At 41.5% G+C, this 19,688-nt stretch carries 15 protein-coding genes; 6 read left to right on the top strand and 9 right to left on the bottom strand.

The window, feature by feature from the left end; genetic code table 11:
- Positions 1 to 195 precede the first annotated feature (195 nt).
- The 3 genes from FTT71_RS05710 to dxs form a co-directional block, all read right to left on the bottom strand.
- Entirely contained in the window at positions 196 to 2,037 is a 1,842-nt protein-coding gene (locus tag FTT71_RS05710; protein WP_096901229.1) for a DEAD/DEAH box helicase, read from the bottom strand.
- A 484-nt stretch (positions 2,038 to 2,521) separates the two neighbouring features.
- Complete coding sequence (locus FTT71_RS05705) at positions 2,522 to 3,352, bottom strand: inositol monophosphatase family protein (protein WP_019836885.1); 831 nt, start codon at positions 3,350 to 3,352, stop codon at positions 2,522 to 2,524.
- Positions 3,353 to 3,456: 104 nt separating this feature from the next.
- Entirely contained in the window at positions 3,457 to 5,367 is a 1,911-nt protein-coding gene (gene dxs / locus FTT71_RS05700; protein ID WP_180160791.1) for a 1-deoxy-D-xylulose-5-phosphate synthase, read from the bottom strand.
- Between the two features lie 308 nt (positions 5,368 to 5,675).
- Here dxs and ribA point away from each other — a divergent pair, with 308 nt between their 5' ends.
- A complete protein-coding gene (gene ribA / locus FTT71_RS05695; RefSeq protein ID WP_004974633.1) occupies positions 5,676 to 6,278 on the top strand; it encodes a GTP cyclohydrolase II in 603 nt (200 codons plus the stop codon).
- A 44-nt stretch (positions 6,279 to 6,322) separates the two neighbouring features.
- Here ribA and hemN read toward each other — a convergent pair whose 3' ends face one another.
- Positions 6,323 to 7,696: an oxygen-independent coproporphyrinogen III oxidase gene (gene hemN, locus FTT71_RS05690; RefSeq protein ID WP_180160790.1), complete on the bottom strand. Its 1,374-nt coding sequence runs from the start codon at positions 7,694 to 7,696 to the stop codon at positions 6,323 to 6,325.
- Between the two features lie 235 nt (positions 7,697 to 7,931).
- Between hemN and hemF the strand changes: the two genes are divergently transcribed.
- The 3 genes from hemF to aroE all read left to right on the top strand — a co-directional run bounded on the left by hemF (position 7,932) and on the right by aroE (position 10,285).
- Entirely contained in the window at positions 7,932 to 8,876 is a 945-nt protein-coding gene (gene hemF, locus FTT71_RS05685; protein ID WP_180160789.1) for an oxygen-dependent coproporphyrinogen oxidase, read from the top strand.
- Between the two features lie 317 nt (positions 8,877 to 9,193).
- The gene (locus tag FTT71_RS05680; RefSeq protein ID WP_004974627.1) at positions 9,194 to 9,400 is read left to right on the top strand and encodes a hypothetical protein; all 207 of its coding nucleotides are present in this window, start codon (positions 9,194 to 9,196) and stop codon (positions 9,398 to 9,400) included.
- A 96-nt stretch (positions 9,401 to 9,496) separates the two neighbouring features.
- A complete protein-coding gene (gene aroE / locus FTT71_RS05675) occupies positions 9,497 to 10,285 on the top strand; it encodes a shikimate dehydrogenase (RefSeq protein WP_180160788.1) in 789 nt (262 codons plus the stop codon).
- A gap of 101 nt (positions 10,286 to 10,386) precedes the next feature.
- Here aroE and FTT71_RS05670 read toward each other — a convergent pair whose 3' ends face one another.
- Complete coding sequence (locus FTT71_RS05670) at positions 10,387 to 12,777, bottom strand: hypothetical protein (protein ID WP_180160787.1); 2,391 nt, start codon at positions 12,775 to 12,777, stop codon at positions 10,387 to 10,389.
- 225 nt (positions 12,778 to 13,002) lie between these two features.
- Here FTT71_RS05670 and FTT71_RS05665 point away from each other — a divergent pair, with 225 nt between their 5' ends.
- Positions 13,003 to 14,826, top strand: coding sequence for an acyl-CoA dehydrogenase C-terminal domain-containing protein (locus FTT71_RS05665; RefSeq protein ID WP_004974621.1), 1,824 nt, complete (start codon positions 13,003 to 13,005; stop codon positions 14,824 to 14,826).
- 194 nt (positions 14,827 to 15,020) lie between these two features.
- On the opposite strand, the gene FTT71_RS05660 is transcribed toward FTT71_RS05665, so the two are convergent.
- The 4 genes from FTT71_RS05660 to hemW all read right to left on the bottom strand — a co-directional run bounded on the left by FTT71_RS05660 (position 15,021) and on the right by hemW (position 19,098).
- Positions 15,021 to 15,539 carry a DinB family protein gene (locus FTT71_RS05660; protein ID WP_004974616.1) on the bottom strand — a complete coding sequence of 173 codons (519 nt, stop codon included), beginning with the start codon at positions 15,537 to 15,539 and terminating at the stop codon, positions 15,021 to 15,023.
- Positions 15,540 to 15,620: 81 nt separating this feature from the next.
- Complete coding sequence (locus FTT71_RS05655; RefSeq protein WP_180160786.1) at positions 15,621 to 16,709, bottom strand: HpaII family restriction endonuclease; 1,089 nt, start codon at positions 16,707 to 16,709, stop codon at positions 15,621 to 15,623.
- Positions 16,693 to 17,802: a DNA cytosine methyltransferase gene (locus tag FTT71_RS05650; protein ID WP_004974609.1), complete on the bottom strand. Its 1,110-nt coding sequence runs from the start codon at positions 17,800 to 17,802 to the stop codon at positions 16,693 to 16,695. The genes FTT71_RS05655 and FTT71_RS05650 overlap by 17 nt, the downstream gene beginning before the upstream one ends.
- A 141-nt stretch (positions 17,803 to 17,943) precedes the next feature.
- The gene (hemW, locus tag FTT71_RS05645) at positions 17,944 to 19,098 is read right to left on the bottom strand and encodes a radical SAM family heme chaperone HemW (RefSeq protein WP_131260602.1); all 1,155 of its coding nucleotides are present in this window, start codon (positions 19,096 to 19,098) and stop codon (positions 17,944 to 17,946) included.
- A 122-nt stretch (positions 19,099 to 19,220) separates the two neighbouring features.
- Between hemW and FTT71_RS05640 the strand changes: the two genes are divergently transcribed.
- On the top strand, positions 19,221 to 19,682 hold the full coding sequence (locus tag FTT71_RS05640) for a DMT family transporter (RefSeq protein WP_004974605.1): 462 nt from the start codon (positions 19,221 to 19,223) through the stop codon (positions 19,680 to 19,682).
- The last annotated feature ends 6 nt before the right edge of the window (positions 19,683 to 19,688 follow it).

Below are 19,688 nucleotides of genomic sequence, written 5' to 3'. Positions count from 1 at the left end.
AGTGCTAAACCAATATACGGCATCATTCCCTCTCTCGTCTGCATGAGCAATCGTAAGCTATTGATGTTCATAATTAGCAAATAGAGTTAAAAACGTGACTTATTATACATTTTATTTATCTAAAACAAAAATATTTAACATAAAAAAACCAGTGCTGAGCACTGGTTTTTCTTTATACAAATTGCTATCGCGATCTTAGTCGTTAAATTTACGACGTGGGCGATCAAAACCACCTTCACGGCGTGGACGATCTGAATTGAACTCGCGACGTGGACGATCTTCACCACCAAAAGAACGCTTAGGACGATCATCAAACGAACGTGGTTGACGGTCACCAAAACCACCCTCACGACGATCACCAAAATCACGTTTTGGACGATCACCGAAGCTACCTTCACGACGTGGTTTGTAGTCTACGCGGTTGCCACGGTTGTCATCATTCGCATCAAAACGCGGCTTATCGTTGAAGCCACCTTCGCGACGCGGACGGTCTGAATTAAATTCACGACGTGGACGGTCATCAAATGAACGCTGTGGACGATCACCGAAACCACCTTCACGGCGCGGACGGTCTGAGTTGAACTCGCGACGCGGACGATCTTCAAATGAACGTTGTGGACGGTCACCGAAACCACCTTCACGGCGTGGACGGTCTGAGTTGAACTCACGACGCGGACGATCTTCACCAAATGCAGGACGTTCACCACGTGGTTTGTCATCAAAGCTGCGACGTGGACGTTCATCACCGCCTTCACGACGTTTAAAGTTGCTTTCGCCTTCAAAACGACGACCGCCACCAAAACCGCCACGACCACCGCGACCGCCATCACGACGACCACGACCACCGTCACGACCAGAACGTGCTGGAGGTGGAGATGGCTCTAAGCCTTCAATTTCTGAAACGCTTAAACGAGCATCTAAGAAATCTTCCAACGCACGGATTTTGCCACGCTCACGGTAAGTTGCCAAAGTAATCGCGTTACCAGTACGGCCCGCACGACCTGTACGACCAATACGGTGTACATAGTCTTCATTTTTCATTGGTAAACCGAAGTTAATCACGTGAGAAATAGTTGGTACGTCTAAACCACGTGCTGCAACGTCTGTTGCAACCAAGATTTTTGCACGGCCTTCACGAATGCTGCGTAAACGACGGTTACGAACGGTTTGTGGCATTGCACCATGTAGCGCAACAACCGAGTGACCCGCTTCAGCCAATTCTTCAGCCAACATATCGGTATCTTCTTGAGTAGATGCGAATACAACCGCTTGATCTACACCTTCATCAGATAACCAGTGTGACAATAATTTTTTCTTGTGCTCGAAACCATCAGTCCAGTGTAAAGTCTGGGTGATGTCCATGTTCGTTGAGTGACCTGTTTCAATCGCAATACGTACAGGCTCATTCATCATGCGTTCTGCAAGTGTGATAATACGGCTTGCAAAAGTTGCAGAGAACATCAAGGTTTGCTTACGGTTAGCAGCTAAATCGCTAATCGCTTCTAGGTCTTCAGAGAAGCCTAAATCGAGCATACGGTCAGCTTCGTCTACAATTAAGGCATCAACTTTATCAAGTTTGATTTGACGACGGTTCACCAAGTCAAGTAAACGACCTGGAGTCGCTACAACCACTTGCGCACCTTTTAATTGTTGGATTTGCTTACCAAAAGGCATACCACCCATGATTGCTGCAATACGTACACCTTTCATGTGACGTACAAATGCAATCGCGTCTTGGCTAACTTGTTGAGCCAATTCACGTGTTGGGCAAAGCACTAAAATTGACGGCTGAGTAATAGCTTTCATACGCTCTTTAAATGGTACGAAAGTATCTTGATTAGCAAGCGCGTTTAAAGTTGGGAGTAAAAATGCAGCAGTTTTACCAGAACCTGTTTGGCTAGATACCAATAAGTCTTTACCTTCAAGTGCCGCTGGGATCGATTGTTCTTGAACAGGAGTCGGCGTAGTAAAGTTCAAGCCTTCTAAAGCTTGTTGTAAAGATTCATGTAAAGAAAAATCAGCAAAAGTTTTGCTCATAGAGATTTTCACCCTGAAAATGGGTGCTCCATTAAATAAAGTCAGATGGACATCGGCAAAAAGCGGTACAGCAATTATCGCTGACAATTTAAGATTCAGCGGCGATCCGAGTAACGACGATGTGATATAACGCACGCATGATTACGGCTTAACCTGAAGGAATCGCTTTAGCGATTGGGGCGCGAGATATCGTCCTCTCTTTGGACCGCACGCGCATACACAATGATTAGAAGAGAAATGTTCAGGTAATGAACAGAAATTAAGTGCGTGCGCGGATTATAGCAGGATTATTTTAAAAGTCACCTTATTTAATCGACTTTTGCAGTTTTTTGTGTAAACAGTGATAGATTCTGCTTTTATGGCTAGTATATGGACGATAACAACAGATTTAAAACCAGCAGTTTTAGACCGTTAGGTAAAAGAAAAGCCCTCAGGATGAGAGCTTTGCTAAGTGTCTTATTTAAGTATAAATATGATCAGCTGATTATTTCGCTGCTTCGCCCCAAGCAGGCACAACCGCTTTCATAAGTGGTTTTAACATTTTCATTGAACATGCCAAAACTTGCCCATTTTCCATAGAGTCGCTGCCACCACGTGCATCGACCACAGTACCGCCCGCTTCTTTCACAATTAACTCACCCGCAGCAATATCCCACGGTTTTAAGCCAAGTTCAAAATAACCATCTAAACGACCTGCAGCCACATAAGCCAAGTCTAATGCAGCAGAACCTGCACGGCGGTATTGAGCGCCTGCTTCTGTCACATTCAATAAACTTTCAAAATGGTTTTTGGCATAAGAAACAATTTCGCCATCGCGCTTAGCACGATAAGCATGACCCACTGCCAAGAAGGTGTTGTCTAAACTGTCTTTTACATTTACACGAATACGACGTTGATTCATCATCGCACCACGGCCACGGCTCGCAGAGAATAATTCATCTTTTACAGGGTCGTAAATAACACCGTGCTGTGTCACACCTTTGTGTTGCACTGCAATCGAAATACAGAAATGAGGGAAACCGTGAACAAAGTTTAGCGTGCCATCTAAAGGATCAATCACCCAACACCAGTCGGCATCGTGACCTTTGCCTTCCTGCATGCCAAATTCTTCGCCCAGGAAGCTGTGATTTTTATAACTTTTGCGTAATGTATCAATGGTCAATTGCTCGAGGTAACGATCTACGCGCGTTACAGGACCATCAATGCCTTTTTCTTCGACTTGTAGATCGAGTTTATGACGATTCTGATGCGCTTTTAAAAGCTCTTGACCAACTGTTTGAGCCGCACGCGCAGCCATCACCACCATAGGTTCCATTGAACACCCACTACAAATTTGAAGAGATTGATAAAGAATAATGCATGAAAGCCCCAATATTTTAGCAAATATTGAGGCTTTTGGGGAAGAAGTGTTGCTAAAAATTAATTCAATATAGATTGATGCAGTTTTTGCCAAGCATTTTGCATTGATTTTTCAATGCCTTGTGCATCTAAACCTGCCTGTTGCAGCATTTGACCATGTGTCGCTTGTTGCATAAAGCTATCTTCTAAACCTAAATGAATAATCGGTTTGACAATCTGGGCCTTCGCCAAGTATTCACTCACGGCACTGCCTGCACCACCCATAATCGCATGCTCTTCTACAGTGACGAATAATGCAGTGCTGTCTGCAATCTCAGCTAACAGTTTTTCATCCAATGGCTTCACAAAACGCATATTCACCACACGTACTGCGACATCATGCTGCTGAGCAAATGCTTCTGCCGCCTCAACTGCCGCTTGCACACGGCTACCAAAAGCCAGCACTGAAATATAGTCATCATATTGTGGATTAAACTGCGCCACAATTTCAGCTTGTCCCAATGGAATTGCTGTCATTTGCTGCTGAATTTCGACACCCAAACCATGCCCGCGTGGATAACGCACTGCTGCAGGACCGTTATATAAATAAGCGGTGTGCAGCATTTGACGACATTCATTTTCGTCTTTTGGCGCCATAATCACGATATTCGGTACGGTACGCATATAGGCGTAGTCGTAAGCACCTGCATGGGTTGGACCATCTTCACCCACCAAACCTGCACGATCGATGCCAAAAGTGACATCTAAGTTTTGCAAAGCGACATCATGAATCAGTTGGTCATAACCGCGCTGCAAGAAGGTAGAGTAAATCGCCACCACAGGCTTTAAACCTTCGCAGGCCATGCCCGCAGCCAAAGTCACGGCATGCTGTTCGGCAATCGCGACGTCAAAATAGCGTTCAGGAAATTGTTTGGCAAATTGCACCATGCCCGAACCTTCGCACATGGCTGGCGTAATTGCCAATAAACGCGAATCTTGTTCTGCCTGATCACATAACCACTGCCCAAATACATCAGAATATTTAGGTGCGGTGACAAGCGCAGCTTTGGCATGAATTTTACCAATGGCGTGATATTTAATTTGATCGGCTTCGGCAGGCGCAAAACCTTTGCCTTTTTTGGTGTAAACGTGAATTAAACGTGGACCTTTACGTTTTTTCAGTGCATTGAACACATGTGTGAGTTGTTCAACATCATGTCCATCGAAAGGGCCGAAATAATCAAACCCAATCGCTTTAAATAAGTTGTCAGCAGCTTCAGTAGCAGCACAGTGCAAACGCGAGTTATACGTCCACTTTGGATGTGGCTGCACGTAAGCTTCACCTGTTTCACTGACATAAACCGATTCACCACGCTCCCAAATAGCAGCAAGATGTTTGGCAAAGCCGCCTGTGCTGCATGAAATTGACATATCGTTGTCATTCAGCACCACCATCATATCGGCTTGGTGGGCCACTGCATCATTCATGGCTTCAAAAGCCATACCTGCCGTCATGGCACCATCGCCAATAATGGCAACAACTTCACACGGGTTTTGTTGATAACGTCGTGCCAACGCCATCCCCAATCCTGCAGAAATTGCTGTTGAGGAGTGACCAACGCCAAAGGTATCAAAAATAGATTCTTCACGCGCAGGGAATGCAGCCAAACCATCTTTGGCGCGAATGGTGGTGAGTTGCTCGCGGCGTCCTGTTAGGGCTTTATGCGGATAAGCCTGATGACCGACATCCCAAATTAAGCGATCGTGTGGGGTATTAAAGCAATAATGCAGCGCAACGGTCAGTTCGATCACGCCTAAGTTTGCGCCAAAGTGTCCTCCACTTTGACCTGCGGCATACAAAATGAATTGACGTAACTCATCTGCCACCTGTGGAAGCTGGCTTTGCGCGAGTAAACGTAATTGCTGCGGATGGTCAATCTCATCGAGCAATGGTGTTACAGGGCGTTGAGTTGGAATTTCTGTATACAGCATATGTGGCAAAGCCTTCTAAAGCCTGGCAAATCCTAAGCGAGGTCAATGGGAATTACTCGATCATATAACCGAATGGTATTACCTTCAATCAGCCACATTTCTAGCGATGTAGTTTTGAGCAGTGATTTCAGTTGGGCACACGTTGGGTGGGTAGATTATCCTGAATAATCTAACTATTTATCAACCATTATCGTGCGCTTTATACAAAAAAGAAAATCTTCTGTATAAATTCGTGTTCGCTATTCTACTAATGTCTGAGCATTACGCTATACTTTAAACAATTTATCGACTATTTCACGAGTTAAACAGTGCCGATTAAGTTTGTCGCAACCTCACGATTACCGACCGCATTTGGTGAATTCAACATTACGGTATTTCAAGATCCTGAAACTGGCGAAGAACACGTGGCATTATCCAAAGGTTTGGACACTGCGCCAACCCAGCCCGTTCTGGTACGGATTCACTCAGAATGTTTAACTGGCGATGCTTTCGCGTCTTTAAAATGCGACTGTGGCCCACAGCTTCAAGCCACTCAACGTCTGATTAATGACGCAGGACAAGGTGTGATTTTATATTTACGCCAAGAAGGTCGCGGGATTGGCTTGACCAATAAAATTCGTGCTTATGCCCTGCAAGATCAAGGACATGACACGGTGGATGCCAATTTAATGCTGAATTTACCTGCCGATGCACGTCGCTATGATATGTGCAGCATTATGCTAGATCATTTGCAGGTTAAAGCTGTGCGCTTAATCACCAACAACCCTTTGAAAATTCAAGCATTACAGGAACAAGGGATTACGGTGGTAGACCGTGTGCCTTTAACTGTGGGGCTAAATCCATTCAATGAAGAATATTTGCAAACCAAACATGAACGCATGGCGCACATGTATGATAAAGGTGACTTTTGAGTCACCTTTTAATTTTTGAATTAAATAATTTCTACGCAATTTGTTTAAATCGTCATCGAAAAAATACGATTATTCGGCATACGGCGTTTTAAACGCAAATCAAAGGCCATACAAATATTGCGCACAAAAGGTTTACCTTTTTCCAAAATCTGAATGTGCTGATCTTGAATGAGCAGTAATTCATCTTCCTGCATTTCCTGTAACTGTTGCAGCACTTGCTCAATTTCAGGAAATGCCAATTCTGGACTGGCCCACGACGTTTCAAAGCTGCACATTAAATTTAAAATATGCTGACGTATTACCAAATCTTCCCGATCCAGCACATGCCCTTTAAACACAGGAATTTCATTGCAGGCTAAACGGGCATAATAATCTTCAATGCTTTTTTCATTTTGCGCAAAGCTATACCAACTGTCGCTAATAGATGAAACACCCAAGCCAATCATAAGCTGCGTTTTAGATGCGGTATAGCCCATAAAATTACGGTGCAAGGTACCATTTTTAAACGACTGATACATACCATCACGTTCTAAGGCAAAGTGATCCATCCCAATTTCATGATAACCATAGGCCAAAAGACGCTGTTTGCCTTCTTCATAGCACTGACGTTTTAATTCATCTTTAGGTACATCTTCATCTTTAAAACCACGCTGCCCATTGCCTTTAATCCATGGCACATGCGCATAACTGTAAAATGCCAAACGGTCTGGCATTAAACGTTGGGTCTGCTCAATGGTATTCAGTACATCTTCCAGATTTTGAAAGGGCAAACCAAAAACCAAATCATGTGAAATAGAATCATAGCCAATTTCACGCGCCCACTCGGTCACACGTTGCACATGCTCAAAAGGCTGCATCCGATGAATGGCGCGCTGCACTTTTTCATTATAATCCTGCACGCCATAACTGACCCGACGAAAACCCAAGTCATATAAGGCCTGTAAATGTTCGCGGGTGGTGTTATTGGGATGACCTTCAAAACTAAATTCGTGCTGTTCTGCCACTTTGGCTTTTGCCAAAATGCCCTGAATCAACTGCGTCAGGTGTTCCACTGAAAAGAAAGTTGGTGTACCGCCGCCCAAATGAATTTCTTTAATGATTGGTGTAGCTTTCAGCAACTGACAATACAAGTCCCATTCTTTTAATACCGCCTGAATATAAGGCTGTTCAACCTCATGGCGCTTGGTAACTCGCTTATGACAGCCACAAAACGTACATAAACTTTCGCAAAATGGCAGATGAATATACAAACTGATGCCTTCACTGGCATTGGATTCATCAAAAGAACGCTTCAAGGTTTGCTGCCATGCCTCGGCTGAGAAGGTGGCATCATCCCAATATGGCACGGTTGGATAACTGGTATAGCGTGGTCCAGGCACATTGTATTTTTGAATTAGAGAATTTGCCTGCTGTGTCATTCCATCTGCCTCATCCAGTGAATTAGCGCCCTGCAAAACTTGCTTTGGCCTGCAAACTATTGTGCTGAGCTTGCAAGTGGAAATCAACCTAGTCTTTTGCTCGGAATACTCTGAATAAATGCTCTATTTACCTCATTCATAGAATAGTTTGCTAAGACAATTCAGACAAAGCGCTTAATTTTTAGAGGCTTTTATGTTTTGATGTAAGCCATTTTATTTTTATGCTGAGGTGGCCATGTCGCATCCTACTCACGCGGATATTCAGCGGGTACGTGAATTTCTTCTCGATTTACAGGCGCGAATTTGTGCGGCTTTAGAACAACAAGAACAAGCAGGTGGCGGAAACGCACAATTTGAAATTGATGACTGGCAACGTCCTGAAGGTGGCGGTGGTCGTTCCCGTGTCTTACAAAACGGTACAGTCATTGAAAAAGGCGGGGTGATGTTTTCGCATATCAATATTTCCAAACTGCCTGCTTCTGCAACTGAGCGTCATCCCAATATTGCAGGCGCACCTGCGCAAGCGATGGGTGTATCATTGGTAATTCACCCGAAAAACCCGCATGTACCCACCTCGCACGCCAATGTGCGTTTATTTGTCGCTGAACCTGAAGGACAGCCGCCAATTTGGTGGTTTGGTGGTGGTTTTGACCTGACACCATTTTATCCAAATGATGAAGATGTGTTGGCATGGCACCAAACAGCACATGACTTATGTGCGCCTTTTGGCGATCAAGTCTATGCAGAACATAAACAATGGTGTGATGACTATTTTTATTTAAAGCACCGTGATGAACAGCGTGGCGTGGGTGGTTTATTTTTTGATGATCTGAATCAATGGGACTTTGACACCTGTTTCAACTATATTCAGGCGGTGGGTAACGGTTATTTGGCTGCAATTCTGCCTATTTTTGAGCGTAATCGTGACAAAGCCTATACCGAAGCACAACGTGAGTTCCAGCTTTACCGTCGTGGACGTTATGTGGAATACAATCTGGTCTATGACCGTGGCACTTTATTTGGCTTGCAGACAGGTGGACGGATTGAGTCCATTTTAGTCAGCTTACCGAACTTGGCGGGATGGTCGTACCGTCCTGAATGGGCAGAAGATTCCGCAGAGAAAAAACTCACTGACTATTATTTAAAACCACGCGATTGGTTAAATCTCAAGACGAGTTAAAGCTCGCGACTGGTGAAACCTTGCTACATCGCAGTGTAAAAAAGATCACACTCAAGGTTCAAAAAAGCGATTCTTCCACGAATCGCTTTTTTACTTACAAACTTTATTGCTTATTTTCAAATCAATAAATATGCACAGCATGAATTAACTGTCATGATAGTGCGGATGGATTTTAATAGATGATGTGACCGCGCACCCTATTCGACCATGCACAAATAGGATTTAACTATCCATACATCAAACCATGAGTCAAAGGCGAATTCATCAAACTGTCAAAGCCTTATGTCACACTGCGCCACATCTGTCAGGAGATCCGCATGTTTAGCCCGCTGTTCAAACACAAAATCTTTTTATTTTGGGCAACCTTTGCCATGTTACTTGGCTCAATTTGCATGACCTTTATTTTTGAAAGTCATCTTTCAGATGGCTTAGCCATTAGTAGCAGCATTTTAGCGGGCATTGCCATGTTCGTGATTGCCACTATTTTGGTATTAGAAACCGTTTTAGAGATTTGTAATCCTTAAGTCCAAAGACTCCCACCGTTTTATACCACCATAGGCTTTAGTCCGCGCTGAATTTGACGTATATTGATGCACATTTCAGCACATGGATTTTGGCAAATGCGCAAACAATTTGCCGTGATTGGCAACCCAATTGAACAATCACGTTCTCCTGAACTGCATCATGCCTTTGCAGAAAAAATAGGCATTGACCTGCAATACAGCAAACGCCTTGCCCCTCTTGATGGTTTTAGAGACAGTGTTGCAGACTTTTTTAATCAGGGCGGTGTAGGCATGAATGTAACCGTGCCTTTTAAAGAGCAAGCATTTGCCCAATGTGGCGTATTAACCGAACGTGCCAAAATTGCCAAAGCAGTCAATACCTTGTGGATGCAAGATGGTGTTTTGCATGGCGACAATACTGATGGTCAGGGTTTGGTTGATGCCATTCGTGCTTTGGGCTGGAATTTAGAGCACAGTGATATTTTGATTATTGGCGCTGGTGGTGCAACCCGCGGGGTAATTTATCCGTTGGTACAAGCAGGCGCAAAAAAAATTGTGATTGCCAACCGCACCCTTGCCCGTGCTGAACAACTGGTTGCTGACCTACAAGCTGCCGTACCGCAAGCAGAATTACAAGCCATGGCACTTACCGATTTAATAGGTCAATTTGATTTAGCCATTAATGCGACGTCTGCCAGCTTAACGGGAGATGCCCTCACCTTGCCTGAGTGTTTGCAGTTTAATTTTGCTTATGAAATGGCTTATGGCAAACCTTCGAGCTTTTTAGAACAAGCCAAAGCGCGTGGCGTACCGACATCGGAAGGTTTTGGCATGCTGGTCGGACAGGCGATTGAATCTTTTTATATTTGGAATGGCGTGAAACCTGAATTAAAAGATTTCCTCTAAATCATCACCAAATAAAAATAGCCCTTGAGCAGCAAAGGGCTATTTTTTTATTTAAACTGGGCAATCTTGTTGAACGCTGATTGCCCATTTTCACCCACGGTTTATTTTACAAATTTCTGCATATCTTCATACACATCCATATATAACTCATAATCAATCTGTTCAGCCTGATCTTCAGTTAAAGTGCGAATTGAATTTTGGCTCAATTTGCCCTGCTGACGATCAACATACGTCTGCCCCAAAATGTGTGCCGTTTTCTTTAAATTCTCCAAGTCAGGCACATCCCAATCATAAGCTGCTTCATAGGCTTTTAAATATTGCTGAGCAAATATCTGTTGTGGTTGCTTGTACTGCTGTTTCAGCTTACGCCATTCAAGTGCGACTTTATTTTCATCGACTGCATCTTCAGTCAAATTATTGATACAACGACCAATTGCATTATTGAATTGCTCATCTTCTTCTAAATGATGCTTGGCTTGTAAAGCTTCAATCCGTTTTAGCGCGGCACCTTTCGGGTCATAGTAGCGCTCATCACTGAACCAATAGGCATACACTTCTGCCATTTCCTGCAAGGTTTGTGGACTAAGATTTTTTACCCACGTACTTTGCTCTGCTGCCATGTGCACTAAAAATAAAGTCTGATAAGTCTGACTAAAAGATTCTGTTTGTTGATAGGTTTTTTGCGCCAACTGCGCCAATTCTTCATCATAACTTAAGGCAGGTTTTACAGTGGTCTTATCTTTATTTTCTGCAGTTTCCTGCTCCAAAGTCCGCCCTAAATTTGTCACCCATTTTTCTAAAATTGAGTCTTTGCTGACCTCTTGAATGGATTTGGCTTGACGCAGCGCACTACGGTCAATTTTGCTGGCTTGCCCATAATTCGCAATGCTGACATCGTTATACACATGAATTGTGCCGTAATTTTCGCGTTTAAATTGCAACGCATAATCAATTTTTGCAGCACGCCCCTGATCATCTAAAGCCACATCAATTTGAATCGGTGTTTTTTTATCTTTAGGTGTAGCGTTCATAATCTGCTGAATTTCAGCCTGATGTTTTTGCCACAAAGCTGCAAAAGCGGCGGCATCGACCAATTGTTCCGAACGGTATGGTTCAAAAACTTTAGCTAGCTTTTCTTGCGGTGAAGCAAAGTGCTCATCTAAAACCGATTGTGCCTGCTCAGCACGACTTGGGCTAAATGCTTCTAATTCATAGGCATAAGCACAGTAGGTTAAATCTCCAACTTTGGCTGTTTTTGCTGTTTCGATCAAACGCTGACAGTCTTGTTCGCTTAGCATACTTGCGGTGCTTGCTGAATCTTCTGCCTGCTCAGCAGCCGCTTCAACGGCTTGTTCAGCTGCGATCATGGCATCTTCACTGGCATCTGCTGAATAATCTGCCACATTACTCACTGTCGTTTCAGTTGCATAAAATTTCTGACTGACCAAATCACGTAAAGCAAGGGTGGCTTGATACGCCACAAAAGCCTCTTGGCTCATGCCATAATCTTCAGCAGTTTCATTGTGTTTCAAGTAGTCTTCAACACTTTCTTTGGCCGATGTATCTTGCGTAATTTCAGCTTGTTCAGCAGCATCTTCGGTTGTGGTCGCCTGCCCCAATACAGTCTGTTGCAAATACGGTGCATTGACCTGATCAAACATGGCAAGCTGCAGCAACATATCTTCCAAACTACTGTTCAAACGAATTTTTTCACTAATTTTTTGCTGACGGTCTTGTGCAGTTAAAGATAACTTTTGAATATGTTTAGAATCTGCCAATACATACGGCACCGCATTCATGGCTTTTAAGTATTCGGCAAATTGTGCCACTTTAATCCGCTCAAAATCGGCTTTGTATTTAGAAAAGTCGATATAGGCAAAGTCATTTTGACTGTCTTTATTCACCAAATAAGGCAACAAAGAAAAATAGTTGGTATAGAACTTATATTCATTAAAATCGACCACCATCGGTACTTTCATTTGCACCAAAAGTGTCGGTTTTTCATAGCGTGCTGCCACATTCAAAGCAGCAATTTTTTGCCGATAATGCACCGAGCCATCGTAGCTAAACTCAGTATCATTCAATACATTCAACAGAAAATTAAAAGGACTCGATTTTTCGATTGCCCCTGCAGCATAGGAAGCAGAGTTTTGTTCCTTAGCCATTGCCGTATATAAGTTTTGTTTTTCTTGTGTACTTAAACGGACTTTTTGCTGTTTTAAATACTGATCTAATTGCTTTTTAAGTACAGGATCGAGTGTAGCAGGAGCAGCATCCGCTACTTTTGGTATTGCTTCAACTAAATTGCTCTGTACCCGTAATTTGCCCTGAAAGTCATAACTTGGCGTTTCAAAGATGGCATTTAACCCTGTAATTGCCTTTTGTTCTATACTTGCCGTCTGATTGGAATTGGTCTTAATGACATGCTGCGAACAACCTGTAGCAGCTAAACTAAAAAGACATAAAGATAAATATTTTAATTGTATCTTCATTGCTAAACACCTTATATTCATTATAGATTGGTCTGTTCAAACATATAGATTATGTTACATTGTAACATAACACTTCATTCGTTTTTGTAAGGTGAATAATTTTCAGTATTCGCATTTCTGACATTTTTATTCGCTATTCTTATCAATGTTTTTTGATCATGAGTGTGAATAATCAACATATCGATACAGATAATCCAAAACTATTTCTAAATTAGGATTAAGACTATGCCAGCATATAAAGCCCCATTACACGATATTCGTTTCTTAATGAACGAAGTGCTTGATTACCCGACCCATTACAAAAATCTTTCTAACGGTGAACTTGCGGACGCAGATACAGTCGATATGATTTTGGAAGGTGCAGCAGATTTCTGTGAAAATGTACTTTCTCCACTCAATCAATCAGGCGATGAAGAAGGCTGTCATTTTGAAAATGGCAATGTGACCACACCGAAAGGCTTTAAAGAAGCCTATGACCAATTTGTGCAAGGTGGCTGGCAAGGTCTGTCTTACCCTGAACAATACGGCGGTCAAAACCTGCCAATGTCGCTAAACCTCATCAAATCTGAAATGATGGGTACAGCAAACTGGTCATTCCAAATGTATCCAGGTTTAAGCGTGGGTTGTATCAACACCATTATGCAATTTGGTACAGACGCGCAAAAAGATACCTATTTACCGCACTTGGTTGCAGGTACTTGGTCAGGCACCATGTGTTTGACTGAACCACAATGTGGTACCGACTTAGGTCAGGTAAAAACCAAAGCAGAACCACAAGCCGATGGTACGTATGCGATTTCAGGTACCAAAATCTTTATTTCTGCAGGCGAACATGACCTGACTGAAAACATCATTCATATTGTGTTAGCACGCCTCCCAGATGCGCCTGCAGGCACAAAAGGTATTTCATTATTTATCGTACCGAAATTCTTGCCAACAGCAGAAGGTACGGTGGGTGAGCGTAATCCTGTCACTTGTGGCTCTATTGAACACAAAATGGGGATTCGCGCGTCTGCAACTGCAGTCCTGAACTTTGACAATGCCGTGGGTTATTTGATTGGTGAACCAAACAAAGGCTTACATGCCATGTTTACCTTTATGAATACTGCACGTATTGGTACAGCAATTCAGGGGATTTGCCATGCAGAATTGGCATTCCAAGGTGCATTGCCGTATGCCAAAGAACGTATGTCAATGCGTGCGCTGTCAGGTAAAAAAGACCCTGAAAAAGTAGCTGATGCAATCATTCACCACGCCGATGTACGTCGTATGCTCTTAACGCAAAAAGCCGTAGCAGAAGGTGGTCGTGCCATGATTTATCATGCTGCACAATTGGCAGATAAAATGAACGACGCTTTAATGCGTGGTGATACTGCAGCTTTTGAAGCGCATGATGACCATTTAGGTTTCTATACCCCAATCTTAAAAGGCTTCTTAACTGAAATGGGTTATGAAGCTGCCAACCACGGCATGCAAGTGTACGGCGGTCACGGCTATATTAAAGAATGGGGCATGGAGCAAATTGTACGTGATTCACGTATTTCTACCTTATATGAAGGTACAACTGGCGTTCAGGCGCTCGACTTGATTGGTCGTAAAGTGTTGTTAAGCTCTAAAGGTAAAGTGATTCGTGACTACACCGCTGAAATTTTGAAATTCTGTGGTCAGCATGCACGTAACAAATACATGCGTCGTTTTGCATGGGACTTAACCAAGCTATGTGCTCAATGGAACGCATTAACCGTGCGCATTATGTTGGCAGCACGTAAAGACCGTGACATCGTATCCAGTGCTTCAGTAGACTTCTTGATGTTCTCTGGTTATGTGATGATGGCTTATTTCTGGGCGCAACAAGCGGCTGTGGCTTCGACCAAATTGGCTGAAGGCAATGGTCAGGAAACACCTGAGTTCTATAAAGCCAAAATCAAAGTTGCAGATTTCTACTTTGAGCGTTTATTGCCACGTACCCAAGGTCATGCAGAAGCAATGGTCAATCCATCTAAAACCATGACTGCATTAGCACCAGAACATTTTAGTTTTGACTACTAAAATATTCTCAGCAGATGTAAATCAAAAGAGCGCGTAATGCGCTCTTTTGGTGTTTACTTCAGAAAGTCAGTACTCGAATCTACACATCAATTAAAATTACTTTTAATGTGCTGTTGGAAAACCATGAAATACCCACTGAATCAGATATAAAATCAGAAAAATTAAAATCACTAGACATAAAATTTCTAGTCGTTTCATTCAATTCGCTTCTTAGCCTTGTCTTCTAGCAACATATAAATTAAATCAAGCTCAGGACAGACATATCCCATTGCGGTTAAAGCCGCGGTAATTTGCCCACGATGATGAGTTGCATGATTGAACACATGCATTAGGGTTGCAGCATAGGGTAAGTGCATCTCCACGCCAGTTGATGTTTTATAGTGCAGCTCTTGATGAAAAACATTCTCATCCACCTGATTTAAAAAATAAATCCAGTTTTCAGCCTTCTTTTCAAGTTGCTCAACAAGCTGTGTTCTGTTGGTTTCCACAATACTATCTAATGGCAAAATTGGTGAGTGGTGCAAAGCAAAACGTGGAAACCACAAATGATGCTCACCGACCAACAAGTGATTCAGAGTGCCAAAAATACTTTTAAAATATAAGCCCTGATCCAAGAAAAAATCATCATCTGAAACCAATAGCAAAGTCTGATTTAGTTTTTGAGTTGCCCAAAGATTATAGCGGGCAAGTAACTCAAACGTTTTTAAATCCATTTAAAATTATCCTATTTGAGTTTTATTATGAAAATTGAATCAAAAGTTCAAACTATATTAAGATAAAAGATATATTTTTAATCATTTAAAGCGAATTTGTAGATTTAAAGACAGATACAATTTATTGTCCTTTAGAAATAATTGACCAAAATCATGCTTGGTTTTACTTGCCATCTCAAACTTTGTATTATTGTATAAATACTCTTCAAATTCATGGCGATGATACAGATGATAGCAAATGATCTCGCCATCTTCTTTAATTACTAAATATCCACCTGTAGAATCAATTTCGTTACCTGTCCAAACTGTACCAGGCATCATTCCAATTGCTATTTCACACAATAATTTTTTAATTTTAAACTGATAAAAAGGATGCTGATGTTCAAAAGAATATTTCATTGGATTTTCATAAGAAATTTCATTAAAAATATCTTTAACTGAATTAAGAGTTGATGTGTAATATTTAAATATAGCTTCTGCCATAATTTTTGGTAGTAAACTATCCAACAAAATTAAATTATTCTCAAATACAGCATTATTTAAATGGGAAAATTTAATATCGGCTCCCAACATTTTTAAATGTGCTATACGAGATTTAATAATTGGTTGTGGCAATGCAAGCTGATTAAAATCTTCAATCTCTTTTTCGGTTAGGCAAATATTTTTTATTTCAAAAATAAAATTTGTTGTCTTTCCTGCATTTAACAATGTGGATGGTTTACCTAATTTTGACTTTATGCTAAATCCCAATTCAGGCATTGTTCCAATTTTTGCATCATAAATTACGATTCTAATATCACTTTTCGCACTAGATTTTGCTTTAATCTTATTTGATTGGTATCTGGATATAAAGTTTTCCACATCTGGAATAGTAAATGATGCCGTTTGCTTTTTCTGTAATTCTGCCAGCAAAAACTGAGTAATATCTCTGAGTTCCTGTAATGGTATCTGAAAAACATCTTCACCCCGCAAAATCTCTACTATACCCTCTGATTTATGCGGTACATAAGTGAATAAATGATGATGTTCTTGACGTAAAATTCTAATTACAGGATAAATTAAATTATTTATTTTATTTAAGTTTTCATCACCCGCACTTAACTCCCCATCACATAGTAATTTAAAAATGGCATAGAGTTCACTCCATTCCCCCTTATTTGCTGTAATCATACTCACCAATCTTCAATGCTTTTAATATTTCTTTTGCAGTTGCCTGTATCGCTGGAATAGCAACAGAATTTCCAAATTGTTTATAGGCTGAGGCATCTGAAACCACGATTTTGAAATGATCTGGAAACCCCTGCAACCGTGCCCATTCTCTTGGCGTCATTTTCCGAATACCTTTCCGATTTACCTCTCCTTTAATTCTAGTAGTTGGAGTAAAGTCTGTAATTCTATGATCTATAACTAAATTACGCTCTCTCCCCATTCCACCTACAACTATGGCATTGGCAATTGCGTGATCTGGAATAATAGCGTAACCAAAACCATTTCCTTTATTTTCATGTCGAGCTTTATGCTTTTCCAAGGTATCTAAATACTGTGTAGATAAGTAATATTTAGTAGGTACAACCTGAGTTTCCTTTATATCGGCAAAACAGGTTTTTTTATTTAATGGTTGTGGATAAGAGAAATTTTGAATTCCAGTATCTTTATGGAAGCCTACAATAAAAATTCGCTCTCTATTTTGGGGAACACCAAAATCTTTAGCATTTATAATTTGAGGCTCAGCAACGTAGTAACCTAAATCATCTCTTAATGTTTTTAAAATAGTTTTAAGTGTATTTCCCTTATCATGACTAATTAAGCCTTTAACATTTTCTAAAAAGAAAGCTTTAGGTTGTTTCCGTTTTATAATATCCGCAACGTCAAAAAATAGCGTACCGCGTGTATCTTCAAATCCAGATCTTTTACCTGCAATTGAAAAAGCCTGACAAGGGAAGCCTCCACATAAAATATCGAAATGATCAGGTATCGCATTTTTAGTAGACTCTAAAGTGATATCACCATAAGGCGTTTCACCAAAATTGACGGAATATGTTTTTTGGGCATATAGGTCTATTTCTGATGAAAATACGCACTCGCCACCAAGATTTTGTAACGCTAGCCGAAATCCACCAATTCCTGCGAATAGGTCAATAAATTTAAATTTACTTGGGTATTCTGGATAAAAAGGGATTGATTCAAAGAGGGAAAGGTTTTCCTCTTTGTTTACCACTAATTCACCATGAGCCTTTAAAACTTTTGGACTAGTAGAGTTCATCTCAAACCTTCAAGGCGATACAATAACAAAGCCATTACAATAACAAAATTTACCTTAAATAGCATGCAGTGCAAGACACAAGCTGTCGCTCTAGCACAATATTCGATAAGCGTTAGGACAGATGCCTGAGCTGAACTCAAATCACAAAAACGCTTCCAACACCGAATTTAAAAACACATGCCCTTGCGCAGTACATGCCAATCGCTTCGGATCATCCTGCAACAATTGCCGCTGACGCAATGTATTTAAAATATCCTGCAAATCATCCAAGTTTAAACCTGTGCGGGCAGTATACAAGTTTGCCTCAACCCCATCATTCAGGCGCAGTGCATTCATCATAAATTCAAATGGCAACTCATCGGCTGCAATTGCTTTAAACTGCAAGTTTTCCGCAGGTACTTTGGCTAAGTAATCTTTCGGCAAACGGGTTTTTTGGAAGCGATACACACCATCATGCAAAGTCACTTTGCCATGCGCCCCCGCACCTATCGCCAAATAATCGCCAAACTGCCAATAATTTAAATTATGTGCAGACGGCAACTCTTTACGCCATGCAGACACTTCATAATTCACAAAACCTTGCGCAGTTAAATAGGCTTCACCCTGCGCTTGAATTTCTTCCAAGACATCATCTACAGGTAAAATTGGCTGAGTGCGGAAAAAAACAGTATTAGGCTCAATAGTCAATTGATACCATGAAATATGCGTTGCACCATGTTCCACTGCCAGTTTTAAATCCTGCAGTGCTTGCTGCAAAGTCTGTTCAGGCAAGCCATGCATTAAATCGACATTAATTCGCTGAAAGCCCGCTTCACGCGCCAAGCCAATTGCGGCAATCGCATCATCATTAGAATGAATACGCCCTAATTTTTTTAAATGCTCAGTATTAAAACTCTGCACGCCAATCGACAAACGGTTAATGCCTGCAGCCAAATAATCTGCAAAGGGATCATGCTCCACTGTTCCCGGATTAGCTTCCAACGTAATTTCGCAGTCATCTTCAAAAGCTAGCACGGCTTTCAGCTGTGTAAATAACCATTGATACCCCTGTGCTGAAATTAGCGAAGGTGTGCCACCGCCAATAAAAACACTGTGAATTTTCCGCCCCTGCGCAAACTGAGTCTGGGTTTTAAAATCTTCCAGCAAAGCCTGTAGATATTCCTGTTCTAAATCTAAACTCAACTTACCGTCAGGCACAGCATGTGAATTAAAATCACAATACGGACACTTACGCACGCACCACGGCATGTGAATATATAAAGATAAAGGAATATCAATGGGTTGAAGTGGATTCAAAGACAGACTCAATGCAAAATCAAAACAGTGATACAGATTTTAACATGACTACAGCAGGACACTGATGTATTCCCTAGAATTTGCTTTAGACTAGAATCTGTTTAATAAGAAAAAATGTGAAAATGATGAAGATATCCAGCCAATTACTCTTAATTTTGCCACTGGCGATGGGCATCGGGATTGCAATGGCCTTTCAAACTGCAATCAACAGCCAATTGCGTGAATATTTATATTCTCCGTTACAAGCTGCCCTTTTCTCTTTTTTGGTTGGTACAATAGTTTTAGCCATACTGGTATTTTTTCAGCAAGTCGAAAAACCCAACCTCAGCACCTTGCTCAACATCCCATGGTATTTATGGATTGGCGGATGTCTAGGGGTTTATGCCATCAGCATGAGTATTTATAGTGCTCCAAAACTAAGTTTACTCACTTTATCTGGGGTGATTATTTTTGGACAAATGGTCACATCAATGCTGATTGATCATTTTGGGTTCTTGGGCACTGATAAAGTCAGTATCAATTGGCAACGTCTTTTAGGTAGCGTGGTGATTTTTATTGGTGTGCTTCTCACTTTACAACGCTAATACCCA

Source organism: Acinetobacter sp. YH01004 (assembly GCF_013420455.1).
GTDB lineage: Bacteria > Pseudomonadota > Gammaproteobacteria > Pseudomonadales > Moraxellaceae > Acinetobacter > Acinetobacter towneri.
The sequence above is the reverse complement of the archived record's forward strand: the minus strand, read 5'-3'. Positions and strand labels throughout refer to the sequence as shown.